The 14,003-nt window shown below is 40.7% G+C and carries 13 protein-coding genes; 12 read left to right on the top strand and 1 reads right to left on the bottom strand.

Going from position 1 to position 14,003, the window contains the following annotated elements; all coding sequences use genetic code 11:
- From ftsW to lpxI, 12 genes are all read left to right on the top strand, one after another.
- On the top strand, positions 1–1,182 hold the full coding sequence (gene ftsW, locus LLF28_07630; protein ID MCE5195297.1) for a putative lipid II flippase FtsW: 1,182 nt from the start codon (positions 1–3) through the stop codon (positions 1,180–1,182).
- An 18-nt stretch (positions 1,183–1,200) separates the two neighbouring features.
- Positions 1,201–2,328 (top strand): undecaprenyldiphospho-muramoylpentapeptide beta-N-acetylglucosaminyltransferase, encoded by a 1,128-nt coding sequence (gene murG, locus LLF28_07625; GenBank protein ID MCE5195296.1) that lies wholly within the window; start codon positions 1,201–1,203, stop codon positions 2,326–2,328.
- Entirely contained in the window at positions 2,328–3,734 is a 1,407-nt protein-coding gene (murC, locus tag LLF28_07620; protein MCE5195295.1) for a UDP-N-acetylmuramate--L-alanine ligase, read from the top strand. The genes murG and murC overlap by 1 nt, the downstream gene beginning before the upstream one ends.
- Positions 3,721–4,650 carry a UDP-N-acetylmuramate dehydrogenase gene (gene murB / locus LLF28_07615; protein ID MCE5195294.1) on the top strand — a complete coding sequence of 310 codons (930 nt, stop codon included), beginning with the start codon at positions 3,721–3,723 and terminating at the stop codon, positions 4,648–4,650. The genes murC and murB overlap by 14 nt, the downstream gene beginning before the upstream one ends.
- The gene (locus LLF28_07610; GenBank protein MCE5195293.1) at positions 4,651–5,583 is read left to right on the top strand and encodes a D-alanine--D-alanine ligase; all 933 of its coding nucleotides are present in this window, start codon (positions 4,651–4,653) and stop codon (positions 5,581–5,583) included. It begins immediately after the preceding gene.
- Entirely contained in the window at positions 5,570–6,358 is a 789-nt protein-coding gene (locus LLF28_07605) for an FtsQ-type POTRA domain-containing protein (GenBank protein MCE5195292.1), read from the top strand. Before LLF28_07610 ends, LLF28_07605 begins: the two co-directional genes overlap by 14 nt.
- Before the next feature lie 2 nt (positions 6,359–6,360).
- Positions 6,361–7,647, top strand: coding sequence for a cell division protein FtsA (ftsA, locus tag LLF28_07600; GenBank protein MCE5195291.1), 1,287 nt, complete (start codon positions 6,361–6,363; stop codon positions 7,645–7,647).
- A gap of 55 nt (positions 7,648–7,702) precedes the next feature.
- On the top strand, positions 7,703–8,875 hold the full coding sequence (gene ftsZ / locus LLF28_07595) for a cell division protein FtsZ (protein MCE5195290.1): 1,173 nt from the start codon (positions 7,703–7,705) through the stop codon (positions 8,873–8,875).
- Between the two features lie 164 nt (positions 8,876–9,039).
- The gene (gene lpxD, locus LLF28_07590; GenBank protein MCE5195289.1) at positions 9,040–10,062 is read left to right on the top strand and encodes a UDP-3-O-(3-hydroxymyristoyl)glucosamine N-acyltransferase; all 1,023 of its coding nucleotides are present in this window, start codon (positions 9,040–9,042) and stop codon (positions 10,060–10,062) included.
- On the top strand, positions 10,059–10,493 hold the full coding sequence (gene fabZ / locus LLF28_07585; protein MCE5195288.1) for a 3-hydroxyacyl-ACP dehydratase FabZ: 435 nt from the start codon (positions 10,059–10,061) through the stop codon (positions 10,491–10,493). Before lpxD ends, fabZ begins: the two co-directional genes overlap by 4 nt.
- Positions 10,490–11,269, top strand: a complete 780-nt coding sequence (gene lpxA / locus LLF28_07580) for an acyl-ACP--UDP-N-acetylglucosamine O-acyltransferase (GenBank protein ID MCE5195287.1) — start codon at positions 10,490–10,492, stop codon at positions 11,267–11,269. Before fabZ ends, lpxA begins: the two co-directional genes overlap by 4 nt.
- Before the next feature lie 47 nt (positions 11,270–11,316).
- Positions 11,317–12,126 (top strand): UDP-2,3-diacylglucosamine diphosphatase LpxI, encoded by an 810-nt coding sequence (gene lpxI / locus LLF28_07575; GenBank protein MCE5195286.1) that lies wholly within the window; start codon positions 11,317–11,319, stop codon positions 12,124–12,126.
- A gap of 18 nt (positions 12,127–12,144) precedes the next feature.
- Here lpxI and LLF28_07570 read toward each other — a convergent pair whose 3' ends face one another.
- Positions 12,145–13,959, bottom strand: coding sequence for an APC family permease (locus LLF28_07570; GenBank protein ID MCE5195285.1), 1,815 nt, complete (start codon positions 13,957–13,959; stop codon positions 12,145–12,147).
- Positions 13,960–14,003 lie beyond the last annotated feature (44 nt).

Below are 14,003 nucleotides of genomic sequence, written 5' to 3'. Positions count from 1 at the left end.
ATGACAAGACCGCATGACAGATGGATATTCATAATAACATGTGTGCTTCTTGGATTGGGTCTGCTCATGATCTACAGTTCAACATCTGTTGTGAATCCAAATTTTACAAAGAAAAACATTACGCACTTTTATTATTTCAATAAACACCTGCTCACGATGGTAATAGGTTTTGTATTTATGTTCATTGCTTACAGGTTGAGACCTGAAACATTGAAGAAGTTTGCAATACCGCTTCTTGTTATTGCATCAATTCTTCTTGCGCTGGTTTTTGTGCCGGGAGCAGGAGTTTCAGCAGGTGGTGCAAAAAGATGGATTAAGCTTTGGCCTTCAACCTTCCAGCCTTCTGAGCTTGTAAAACTTTCCATGGTTATATTTCTTGCGAAATATATGTCTATGCCTGATTACAAGAGAGACAGTTTTTTATCTTTTATAAAACCAATGGCAGTCGTTGCAGCATTCCAGGTTATATTTTTAAAACAGCCTGATTTTGGCGCTGCTGTAACACTTGGCGTAATTGCCATTGCCATGCTTTTTATATCAGGGATGAGGATGAGATATCTTCTTTCGTTAATGGTATTTGTGATACCTATAATTTACATGCTTATAAAGGAACCCTATCGCTGGAGACGAATTGCAACTTTTCTGAACCCTTGGGACAATGCACAGGGCAGCGGTTTCCAGCTTGTACAGTCATTCATTGCGCTTGGAAGCGGCGGTGTGACAGGAGTAGGACTGGGACAGAGCAAACAAAAACTCTTATTCCTGCCTGAAGTTCATACTGACTTTATCTTTTCGATGATTGGAGAAGAACTCGGTCTTGTTGGAGCTTTTATTGTTACAATCCTCTTTCTTGCATTGTTCCTTAAAGGTTTATCGATCACCAACAAGACAAAAGACAGCTTTGTTTATTATCTTGCTTATGGCCTCTCTATAATGATCGCACTTCAGGCATTGATCAATTTTTTTGTCGTCACAGGAATGGTTCCTACAAAAGGGCTTCCCTTGCCGTTTATAAGCTATGGAGGTTCTGCATTGCTTGTGAATATGACTGCAATAGGAATAATCCTGAATTTCTCAAGAGGAGAAATAAGGAACAAAGTATTTGACAGGACACGTGAGGCAATAGTCAGAAAAAAGGCTTTGAGATCAGTGTACGGCAACAGGATGAATTTCGATGTTTAAAAAATTCAAAAGGACGATATGCGTGTAATTATCGCTGGAGGCGGGACAGGCGGACATGTATTTCCCGGCCTTGCTATTGCTGAGGAGCTGAAAAAACGACATAAGGATGTAGAGATAACTTTTGTCGGCACTGAGCAGGGAATCGAGGCGCGTATTATTCCCAGAGAGGGATATTCAATAAAATTTTTGCGGGCTGACAAATTTGTTGGAATGTCCATTCTCAGAAAACTGAAAGGAATCTGCGGGCTTTTTATTTCAATAATGGATTCATGCAAAATGTTCCGTGAATTAAAACCTGATGTTGTTATTGGTGTTGGAGGCTATGCCTCTGTAGCGCCTGTGTTTACAGCATTTATACGGTCTATCCCTAACATGATAGTGGAGCAAAATTCAGTCCCTGGACTTGCAAATAAAATACTCGGGAAATTTACTGGCGCAATAGGCGTGACATATCAGGAGAGCATCTCCTATTTCCCAAAGCAAAAAACATATCTTACTGGGAATCCTATAAGGGAGCGTATTTTAAAGGGAAGCAAGGAAGCTGCATACAGCATATTTTCACTGGAAAAAAACAAATTCACGATATTTATATTTGGCGGAAGTCTTGGAGCACGCAGTATAAATATGGCAATGATAGAGGCATTCGGTTACATGACTGATATAAAAAATAATGTCCAGTTCCTTCATCAGACAGGCGAGCGTGATTATGAATATATAAGAGAGGCATACAGAAAATGGGGGATGAGAGGAACTGTTGTTCCATTCATATTCCAGATGGCAGAGGCATATGCAGTTTCTGATATCGTAATCTCAAGGGCGGGTGCAACAACACTTGCTGAATTAACCGCCGTAGGGAAACCTTCAATTCTAATCCCTTATCCTCATGCAGCAGGATTTCATCAGGATATTAATGCAACAAAATTGTATGAGATGAAGGCTGCAAAAATGATACTGGACAAACAGCTTAAGGGAGAGCTGCTGGCAGCAAACATAAAAGAGCTTTTTCTAAATCAGAACGCAAGACAGGAGATGGAGAAATACAGCAGGGCATTCGGCAGGCCTGATGCTGCGCAGAAGATTGTAGATATAGCAATGAGTCTCAGAAGGATGTCAGCAGCCAAGTCCCATTCAAAAGGAGAAAAATAGTGTTCGAGCATTACAGAATAATACATTTTGTCGGCATAGGCGGCATTGGAATGAGCGGTATAGCTGAGGTTTTGCATAATCTTGGTTATGAAGTCACAGGCTCTGATGTCAAAGACTCGGAAACTACAAACAGGCTCAGAAGCCTTGGAATAAAAGTGAATATCGGCCATAAATCAGAAAATGTCGATAATGCCCATGTTGTTGTCATATCATCTGCTGTGTCTGATGACAATGCGGAAGTGGTTGAGGCAAGTAAGAGATCAATTCCTGTAATCCCACGTGCTGAGATGCTTGCTGAGATTGCAAGACTTAAATACAGCGTGCTTGTTGCAGGCGCTCACGGCAAGACAACAACAACATCTTTGATAGCAACAATTCTTGCAAGCGCAGGGTTCGATCCTACTATTGTTGTCGGAGGAAGACTCAGGGCAACCGGAAGCAATGCAATGCTCGGCAAGGGAGATTTTCTTATTGCCGAAGCTGATGAGAGCGACGGCTCGTTTCTTAAACTTTCACCGACAATTGCAGTTGTAACAAACATAGACAGAGAACATATTGATTTTTTTAAGACAATGGATGCAATAAGAAACGCATTTATTTCTTTTATGAATAAAGTTCCTTTTTACGGCTCTGCAATTGTATGCATAGAAAATGAGGAGCTAAAGAAACTTATACCGCATGTGCACAGAAAATGTATTACATACGGATTCTCAAAAGAGGCTGATATCTACGCTGAGAATATTGAAAAGGGATTCATGTCAGTCAGTTTTAACGTTGTCCATGAAGGCAAAGATATTGGGGATTTCACTCTGCCTGTTCCAGGAATGCATAATATTTTAAATAGTCTTGCAAGCATAGCTGTTGCTATGGAGCTGAAGATGAATATCAATGTTGTGAGAGAGGCCTTGAATAAATTCAGCGGTATCCAGAGAAGATTCGAACTCAAGGGCGAGGAAAGAGGAATTAAGATATTTGACGACTATGGACATCATCCAACAGAAATAAAGGCAACACTCAGGGCAGCAAAAGAAGGCCTGATTGAAAAAGCGGATAACAAGGGAGAACGACTTTTTGTTGTCTTCCAGCCTCACAGATATACAAGGACAAGGGACTTGATGGAAGATTTTGCAGGATCATTTAATGATGCTGATGTTCTTTATCTTACAGACATATATCCTGCGAGCGAAAAACCTATTGAAGGGATAAATACTCATGTTCTCCTTGCACACATAAAAGGCAAAGGGCATAAAAACGTTGCTTATTTTTCAGACAAGGCAAAGCTTATGGATGATCTTATCTCAAAAATAAAAAAAGGTGACGCTGTTTTCACTCTGGGCGCAGGCGATGTCTGGAAAATAGGAGAAAATATTCTTGAAGTTATGAGGAGCAAAAATGCTGATAGATGATCGTATCTGGAGAGAGATAGTCCCTCAGAACAGTTTTTCTGGCGAACTCAACTTTAAGGAATTGATGAAATATCACACCTATTTAAAAATAGGCGGTACTGCGGATATTCTTGTTGCTCCGCATGATACTGTTTCTCTATCCAATCTTATCATTGTTTTAAATGAGAACAATATTTCTTTTATGGTTATTGGCGGCGGAACAAATATGCTTATTATGGATAATGGGATAGAGGGTGTTGTTATCTCCCTTAAAAATTTCAGGAGGCTCGATCTCGTAAGGGGAGGACCGGATCTTGTTTCAATGTTTGTTGAGGCAGGAGTTCCCTTGCAACGGCTTGTGAATTTTACAAAAGATAATGGTTATACAGGCATTGAAGGACTTGCAGGCATTCCTGGATTTGTAGGTGGAGCAGTTGTCGGCAATGCAGGGTCATTTGAATATGAAATGAAAGATGTAGTTGTGTCTGCGAGGATAATGTATCTCAACGGAAAGGTCGGAGATATGAATGCAGGAGAGCTGGGGCTTGAATACAGACAGTCAAATATTCCTGCAGGTTCAATAATGCTTGGGGCAGATATCAGGTTCAGAAAAGATTCTAAAGAAGATGTTGCGGCCAGAATAGAAGACTTTCTCAATGAGAAAAAATCAAGACAACCGATAGCTGAACCTTCTGCAGGCTGTGTATTCAAGAATCCCAATGGCATATCAGCCGGTCGGCTTATTGATGAATCAGGATGTAAGGGAATGAAAGTCGGAGATATTGAGGTAAGTCCTATGCATGCAAACTTTTTCATAAATACTGGCAATGGAACTGCCGCTGATTTTTTGAGGCTGATGTATGAAGTGAAGTCAAAGGTCTTGGCAGTTCACGGAATTAATCTTGAACCTGAGATAAAAATTCTCGGGAGGGAATGAGTGATTACAGATAAAAAAATAGGCGTAATAATAGGCGGAATCTCTTCTGAGAGAGAGGTTTCATTAAAAAGCGGTGAGGCAGTATTTAACGCCTTGAAATCTCTTGGATACAATGCTGTAAAAATGGATGTGAAAGCAGATGTGTGCGAGGCTGTTAAAAAAGAGAAGATCGATCTGGCATTTTTGGTGCTTCACGGCGGCTGGGGCGAGGATGGGGGCATACAGGGACTATTCGAAGTTATGGGGATTCCATATACAGGCTCTGATCTGCTTTCTTCTGCGCTTGCAATGAATAAAGAGGCGTCAAAGAAAATGTTCTTTTATCATGAAATTCCAACTCCGAAATTTTTTGTTCTTGATAAGGATAATTATAAAAGCCAAATAGCTTATATTAATTTTGAGTTCCCGTGGGTTGCAAAGCCTGCATGCGAGGGATCAAGCGTTGGTGTAAGCATCATAAAAGATAAAACAAAACTTAAGTCTGCTTTCGATGCAGGTTTTTTGCATGGAGACAAACTTCTTATAGAAGAATATATCGACGGCAAAGAGATTCACATAGGCATTCTCAATAACAGTGCGCTGGGCGGAGTTGAGGTCAGACCATCACTGGAGTTTTACAGTTACGAGGCAAAATATACTGCAGGACTTACAGAGTATATTCTTCCACCTGAAGTCGATGAGAAGATTTACAAGAAAGCGGCTGATGCCGCTCTTGCTGCACATAAAGCCCTTGGCTGCAGAGGCGCAACAAGAGTTGATACAAGGATTGATAAAGCAGGCAATCCTTATGTTCTTGAAGTAAACACTCTTCCCGGAATGACTGAAACAAGTCTGCTCCCAAAAATTGCAAAACATGCAGGTCTGGATTTTTCTGCGCTAATAGAAGAGATATTAAAAGAAACCCTTCAACGAGGTGAAAATGCAGGCAGTTAAGATAAGAACAATGAGTATAAACAGGAAATCTTCATCGAGAAGTTCAATCAAACGCATGATTATCTTCTGGGGAGGAGTAATAATTTTTCTTGCTGTTTTATATCTTAGCGTCAAATATACGGTTAACAGTGTTCGTTACACATTCTTCCCTGTCAAAGAAATGATTTTTGTCGGTAATAAACATATTGCTGACAACGACCTTAAACTGATTATGGAACTAAAAGGCAATGAAGGCTTGTTCGAATTATCAACTGCGGAGCTTTCTGAAAAGCTCTTAAAGTCTCCGTGGATAAAGAGTGTGAGTTTCAGAAGGGAATTCCCTAATAAATTTCTCGTAAGAGTGGAAGAAACCCTCCCGTCTGCAATTCTTGAGATGAACGGAAGAACACACTTTATTGATGACAGGGGGAATTTGCTACAGGAATTAAAAGCTGATTCTTCTGTGTTTCTCCCGATTATCTCTGGAAATATATTCAAGAACAGTCAGACCCTTTCTTCAACCCTTGAACTTGTAAGGGTGATAAAGGAAAAGGGTTTTATAAATGTAAAAGAAAGAATTGAGATCATAATTCCTCCGGGTTCCAAGCCTGAAGAGATTGCAATGCAGGTTGACGGGACTTTGATAAAAATCGGTTATGGAGAATACGAAAACAAAATCGAGAAGTTGTTAGAGCTTGAAGATGAAATCGCAAGGAGAGGGATCCCGGTTGATTACATTGATCTCAGATTTTCAAAAAGGGTTGTTGTTAAGCCGGTTAATGAGGTTGTCAAATAAAAATGATCAGGCCCAGAAAAACTGACAAGAGAAGAAACATAATCGTTGGCCTTGATGTGGGGACAACAAAGATATGCGCTGTTGTTGGAGAAGTAAAGGACGGCAGGGCAGAGATAATCTCGATCGGTTCAGCGCCGTCAACAGGACTTAGAAAAGGTGTTGTCATAAATATAGATTCGACTGTTGATTCAATAAGAAAAGCTGTTAAAGAATCTGAGACCTTGGCGGGTTTCGGCATAGATACTGTGCATGTCGGGATCTGCGGCGGACATATAAAAGGCTTTGAAAGTTATGGTGCAGTAGGAATAAAAGGCAAAGAGGTACGACAACAGGATGTTGAGCGTGCAATAGATTCGGCAAGTGTTGTTTATGTTCCGCTTGACAGAGAGGTGCTGCATGTTATTCCAACCGAGTTCATACTCGATGGTCAGGATGGTATAAAAGATCCTATAGGGATGTCAGGAGTGAGACTTGAGGTAAAGGTGCATATAGTCACTGGGGCAGTTACTTCTGTACAGAACCTGCTTAAGTGCTGTGAGAAGGCAGGCCTTGATGTAGTAGACATTGTTCTTGAGCCGATTGCATCAGCAGAGGCAGTTCTTTCAGAGGATGAAAAAGATCTCGGAGTCGCACTTGTTGATATTGGCGGAGGAACCACAGATATAGCTGTATACAGAAATGGAAGTCTGAGGCATACATCAGTTCTTGCAATAGGCGGAAACCATTTCACAAATGATATCGCAATAGGGCTAAGGATACCTCTTCAGGAGGCAGAAAGAATTAAGAAAAAGTACGGGTGTGCTGTCCCTGCCATGCTTGTTGATAAAGATGAAGATATGGATGTTTTAGGCGCTGACAAACAATTGAGAAATATTCCAAGAAAATATATTTTGGAAATTCTCCAGCCCAGATGCGAAGAACTTACAGAATTAATTAAACAGGAAATAACGGGAGTGCCAAAAGTAGAAGCAGGTCTTTCCGGAATAGTGCTCACAGGAGGTTCATCGCTTCTTTCTGGCATTGACAGGCTTGTTGAGGCAGAGATAGGAATTCCTGTAAGGATAGGAATTCCTGAAGGTACAGATACACCTCAGTCATTGCCAATCCAGCACTCAATAATGACTCCAGTATATTCAACAGGGATAGGACTTGTTCTTCATGGTTCCAAAAATCTTTCTGACGGAGTATTCCATGGAGATGTTTTCGTAAAAATATTCGACAAGATGAAGGATTGGGTTAAAAATCTTATTGGTTTCGAGAACCAGAGAGGAACAGGAAAGAAAAGATGATTAGAGAAAATTTAGTTATATATCTCATTTTTAAAAAATATAAGGGGGTGCTTATATGTTCGAATTAGAAGAGGCAAAACAGGGAGCAAAAATCAAGGTTATTGGAGTTGGCGGCGCAGGTGGAAATGCTGTAAACAATATGATCGCATCCAATCTGCAGGGAGTGGAGTTTGTGGTTGTTAACACAGACCATCAAATCATTGAGACCTCACTTGCACCGTTAAAAGTGCAGGTAGGGATGAAATTGACAAAAGGACTTGGAGCAGGTTCAAATCCGGATATTGGGAAGGAGGCTGCTATTGAGGACAGGGCTGTAATAGCTGAATGTCTAAGAGGCGCAGACATGGTGTTCATAACAGCAGGCATGGGCGGAGGCACTGGAACAGGCGCTTCTCCTGTAATTGCAAGCATTGCAAGAGAGATGGGTGTCCTTACAGTCGGGATTGTTACAAAGCCGTTCTTCTACGAAGGGAGAAAAAGGTCGCTTAATGCAGATGCCGGTATAAAAGAACTCCAAAGTTATGTGGATACATTGCTGGTTGTGCCAAATGACAAAATAGGTCTTGTTGTTGAAAAAGGCACACCAATGCTCAAATCATTCGCAGTTGCTAATGATGTGCTGAGACAGGCAGTACAGGGAATCTCAGATCTGATCTTAATCCCGGGCTTAATAAACCTGGATTTTGCTGATGTAAAGACAATAATGTCCGGAGCTGGCAGGGCAGTAATGGGTATTGGCATTGGAAGAGGTGAAGGCGGCGCTCTTGAGGCAGCAAAAAAAGCTATCTCAAATCCTCTGCTGGAAGATACTTCAAGCGAGGGAGCAAAAGGAATAATTATCAATATCACAGGAGGTCTTGGCCTTTCACTCAATGCTGTTGAGACTGCTACTTCGTTCATATATGACCTTGGTGATAAAGAGGCAAATATAATTTTTGGTTCAGTGATAAATCCAGACCTTGAAGACGAGGTAAGGGTGACTGTAATAGCAACAAGCTTTGATGAGAAAAAAGATAAAGTAGAGCTTCCACAGATAAAGAAACTGGTTATCCAGAAAGAAAAAGAAAAGGAGACAGCATCATCGTTTAGAGGCGCGGACCGGGTTCTCTCGAAAAACCTCAGAGCAGATTATGTAACGAGCTCTTCGTCTGATTCCGAGTTTATCCCTTGCGAAGATCCGCTTGATGTGCCGACTTTCATGAGGAAAACTTCGCAGGTAGAAATATAAGTTCCCCCTCCATAGGGGCTTCCACCCCCCTGGAAGCCCCTGCCCTTCTTGTCAGGTATGCATCTAGAACAATATTTATCAAAAGGTTTTAATCTGTTGTCAAGATATCAGTCTATGTGGTATTCTTTTTCTAGCGATTTTTTGATTAAAGGGATTGATAATAAATGAAATTAAGCAAGATTGCAGAGCTGATTAACGGAGAGATAACAGGCAATGCTGATGTTGAGATAACCGGCGTTGCAGGCATATCAGATGCAAAAGAAGGCGACATCACATTTTTTTCAGATCCAAAACTTATTAAAGAATGTATTTCATCCAATGCATCCTGTATAGTAGTAAAAGAAGTTTTAAAAGAAATCTCAAGGCCTCAGATAAAAGTCTCAAATCCTCAATATGCTTTTGCAAGGCTGCTCGAACATTTTTATGTCAAACCTCATAAGCCTTCAGGCATTAATGAAAATGCTTTTGTTTCTGGTAAGGCAAATATTGGAACGGATGTCTCGATCTATTCAAACGCGTATATTTCAGACAATGCGTCTGTAGGTAAGAAGACGATTATTTATCCGGGTGTTTTTATCGGCGAAAATTCATCTATCGGAGATGACTGCATTATATATCCGAATGCGGTTATCAGAGAGAATGTCAGGATTGGGAACAGAGTTATTATTCATGCAGGGAGTGTTATAGGCTCTGATGGTTTTGGTTATATTCTAGAAAAGGGAGTTCATTTCAAGATACCGCAGACTGGAGGCGTTATCATAAATGATGATGTTGAAATAGGAGCCAATGTCACGATAGACAGGGCAACTATAGGTAACACTGTCATAGGAAAAGGTACAAAGATAGACAACCTTTCGCAGATAGCTCACAATGTTAAGATTGGCGAAAATACTATCATAGTTGCTCAGGTTGGTATTGCAGGAAGCGCAAACATCGGGAATTTGGTTATACTCGGAGGTCAGGTTGGAGTTGCAGACCATTCAAAGATAGAAGACGGCGCTATGGTTGCTGCGCAGGCAGGGGTTGTGGGAAACCTTCCAAAAGGTGTTTATTCAGGATCACCTGCCATTTCTCACAGAGACTATCTAAGGGCGATTATATCTTTACCTAAACTCCCTGATCTAATTTATAAAATAAAAGAACTCGAAGAGAAGATTAAAACATTTGAAAGGAGAGAGAAGGAATGATAGATATAAAAGAGATTCAGGAACTTATTCCTCACAGATACCCCTTCCTCCTGGTTGACAGGGTTATCGAACTTGAAGCAAATAAAAAAGTAATAGGTATTAAAAATGTAACTATAAATGAGCCGTTTTTTCAAGGACATTTTCCGGGCAATCCAATAATGCCCGGTGTTTTGATTATAGAAGCACTTGCGCAGGTTGGCGGAGTGCTTGCATTTGCATCAGGGAATAAAGGCGACGCAGTTTATTTTATGAGCATAGAAAAGGCGAAGTTCAGAAGACCTGTTGTTCCTGGAGATCAGTTGAAACTTTTAGTTAAGGTGTTGCAGCAGCGCGGCAGGGTATGGAAATTATCGGGCGAAGCTATTGTTGATGACAAGGTTTCAGCAGAATGCGAGTTCACAGCAATGATCATCACAAAGGAGCAGGAATGAGCGCACAAATACATCAATCAGCAATAATTTCTCCAAAGGCAGAGATAGACGAAGATGTCTCAATAGGTCCATTCTGCATAATAGGAGAGGGCGTAAAAATAAAGAAAGGCACAAGCATTGCATCTAATGTCATTATTGAGGGAGATACTGAGATTGGAGAGGGATGCAAGATATCTTCATTTGTAAGCATCGGACTCCAGCCACAGGACCTTAAATACAAGGACGAAAAAACTGCTGTAAGGATCGGCAGCAATAATACCATAAGAGAGTACATCACCATACACAGGGCATCGATCGGAGGAGATGGAATAACATCAGTAGGAGACAATAATTTTCTGATGGCATATGTACATATAGCACACGACTGCAAAGTTGGAAATAATATTGTTATGGCAAATCTTGCAACACTTGCAGGACATGTTGTTATTGAGGATCATGTTGTTTTAGGAGGAGTTGTAGCAATACATCAAAATGCAAGAGTTGGAGCCTATTCGATGATAGGAGGACTAAGCGGAGTTTCCCTTGATGTGCCTCCATATGCTCTGGCTTCAGGCACGAGAGCCAAGCTGTACGGACTTAATCTCGTTGGCCTAAAAAGGGCAGGTTTTTCTGATGCAGTATTGGATGACCTTAAAAAAGCGTATAAAATACTTTTCAGAGACAAGAACACTCTCAAAGAAGCTATAAAAAAAGTTCAGCAGGAACTCCCTTTTACAGACGAAATTAAACATCTGCTTGAATTTATAGAAAAAAACAAAAGAGGCATCTGCAGATAGATGTCTGATATCCTTCGATTCCCTTTTTTAATTTTTGGTTTTGCAGGATGAAAACACTCGGATTGATTGCAGGCATGGGCGAACTCCCCAAACTTATAGCATCAGAGGGAAGGGCAAAGGGTTACAAGATTTTAATAATTGCGCTTGAGCCTGTTGCAGATAATGATCTTGAAGAATACAGCGATGAAATAAAGCGTATAAGTGTCGGTAAGCTTAACGAAATAATAGAAACGCTTAAAAAACACAAAGTAAAAGAGGCTGTTATGGCAGGAAAGGTCCCGAAATCTCTTCTCTATAAAAGCCGGATAATTCCTGACCTAAGAGCAGTGAAACTTATTTTTTCCCTCAAGGATAGAAAAGACGATTCAATACTCCTTGCTGTTGCAAAGGAACTGGAAGAAGAGGGCATCAAGCTTCTTAAAACAACTGATTTCAGCGCAGGACTCATGACGCCTGAAGGGCTTTTAACAAAAGGAAAGCTTAAAGAGGATGAGAAGAAAGATGTTGAATTTGGATGGATTATAGCAAAGGAGATTAGTGGTCTTGATATTGGACAGACTGTCGTTGTGAAGGATAAGGCTGTCATGGCGATAGAAGCAATAGAAGGCACTGACGAGGCAATTTTAAGAGGCGGGACTCTTGCTCATCAAGGAGCTGTGGTAGTAAAAGTAAGCAAGCCAAAACAGGATATGAGGTTTGATGTGCCTGTTGTTGGAATGGATACATTGAAATCCATGATCAAAGTTAAAGCCCGTGTGCTTGCTGTGGAAGCAGGCAAAAGCATTCTTGTCCATCGAGAAAAAATGGTTAAGGAAGCTGATAAAGCCGGGATCGCGATCGTAGGGTATAAGGAATAAGAATAAATTAATTATAACTTATTCCTTCAGATGAAAAGGAACACTTGTGGAGACAACTCCTTTTTTGAGCAGCAAAAGTCCCTTTATAAACAGCGCTGTCTGATTGTGCAAAAGGTGATGCCACCATTTTAAAGGTACGAATTCAGGAAGCACAACAGTTATAACTCCGTCTGGATATCTGCCATTAACCTCATCTATATACTCTATCAGCGGCTGTTTAATGGAGCGATATGGAGATTCGAGTATGATAAGATTGACTCCTGTGCAATATCTGTCCCATTTTTGTTTTATTCTTGCGGTTTCCATTTCATTCAGGCAAACATAAATAGCAACAACATCATCGGATAATGCCTTTGCATACTTTACAGCATTTAGGACTGCCTGTTGCATGCCTGATATCGGAATGATAACTGAATGGTGTTTGTATGCTTTTTCTCCAGTTATACATTTTTCAACAGAAAGCTGTTCTGCAACAGAAAGATAATGGCGGTGAATTTTTTGTGTCAACATAACAAGCACAGGAATGGCGATAAGCACTATCCATGCTCCATGTGTGAACTTTTCAACTGCGATTATAATAAGAACTATTCCTGTTGTCATGCCACCTATAGCGTTGATAATTGTGCTTTTGAGCCAGCCCTTCATTTTTCCCCTTAGCCAGTGTCTGACCATGCCAATCTGCGATAAGGTAAAGGCTGTAAAAACACCCACAGCATAAAGAGGTATTAATGAGTGCGTATCGCCCTTAAAAAGGATTATCAGAAGCGCTGAAAGAAGACTGAGGATCAGTATGCCGTTTGAAAAGACTAGCTTGTCGCCCCTGTTAGATAACTGTCTCGGGAGAAATCGGTCATTTGCCATTATTGAGGAAAGCCTTGGAAAATCAGCAAACGAAGTGTTTGCAGCAAGGATAAGGACAAGCATCGTGGCAAACTGAATAGTGTAATATACAACCCCATTTGAAAATACTGTTTTTGCAAGTTGAGATATGACAGTCTCATTCGGATTAGGAATGATACCGTAATAATTTGCGAAATAGGCTATGCCTATCGTTAGAATTGCAAGTATGGATGCCATCCAGACAAGCGTGATACCCGCATTTTTGGCCTCAGGCGCTTTGAACGCGCGAACTCCATTTGATATGGCTTCTATTCCTGTTAGAGTAGCGCACCCTGAAGCAAATGCCTTCAGTATTATAAAAATAGGGAATATGCCTGCAGCAGTCTCAGTAACCTCTTTATATTGAATACGTGGTAAATGAATGGATTTTGTAAGACTTACAACAATAAGAGCAAGCAAGCTGCCTATGAAAATATATACAGGAAGCGAAAAAACTTTTCCTGATTCTCTCACTCCTCTCAGATTTATTATTGTAATGAACAAAATGGAAGCAATGCACATAGAGACAGTATATTCACGAGTCACAGGGAATGCTGAGGTAATCGCTGCTATTCCTGCTGCCACACTGACTGTTACTGTTAGCACATAATCGATAAGCAAAGCAGACCCTGCAATAAGACCTGGGAGATTACCTAAATTGTCTTTTGCGACTATATATGCTCCTCCGCCAGAAGAATATGCGTGAACGGTCTGGAAATATGAGGTGGCTACAATCGCAACAAGAACTACGATTGCTATGGCAATTGGCAGCGTGTAACTGAGAAGTGCTGTTCCTCCAGCAATTAGAGCAAACATAATTTCTTCTGTTCCGTAGGCCACAGATGAAAGAGGGTCAGAAGAAAATACTGCTAGACCCATTTTTTTTGACAGCCTCTCATGGCTTTCATTGATTGTCTCAATAGGACTCCCGATGAGAAAACTCTTTATAGACATGTTCACTCCTTTAAGGGACAAAAAGAGGAAATAAAAAGACCGCT

It is taken from the genome of Nitrospiraceae bacterium (assembly GCA_021373015.1).
GTDB lineage: Bacteria > Nitrospirota > Thermodesulfovibrionia > Thermodesulfovibrionales > UBA1546 > JAJFTJ01.
This window is presented reverse-complemented; position numbering and strand designations above follow the sequence as displayed.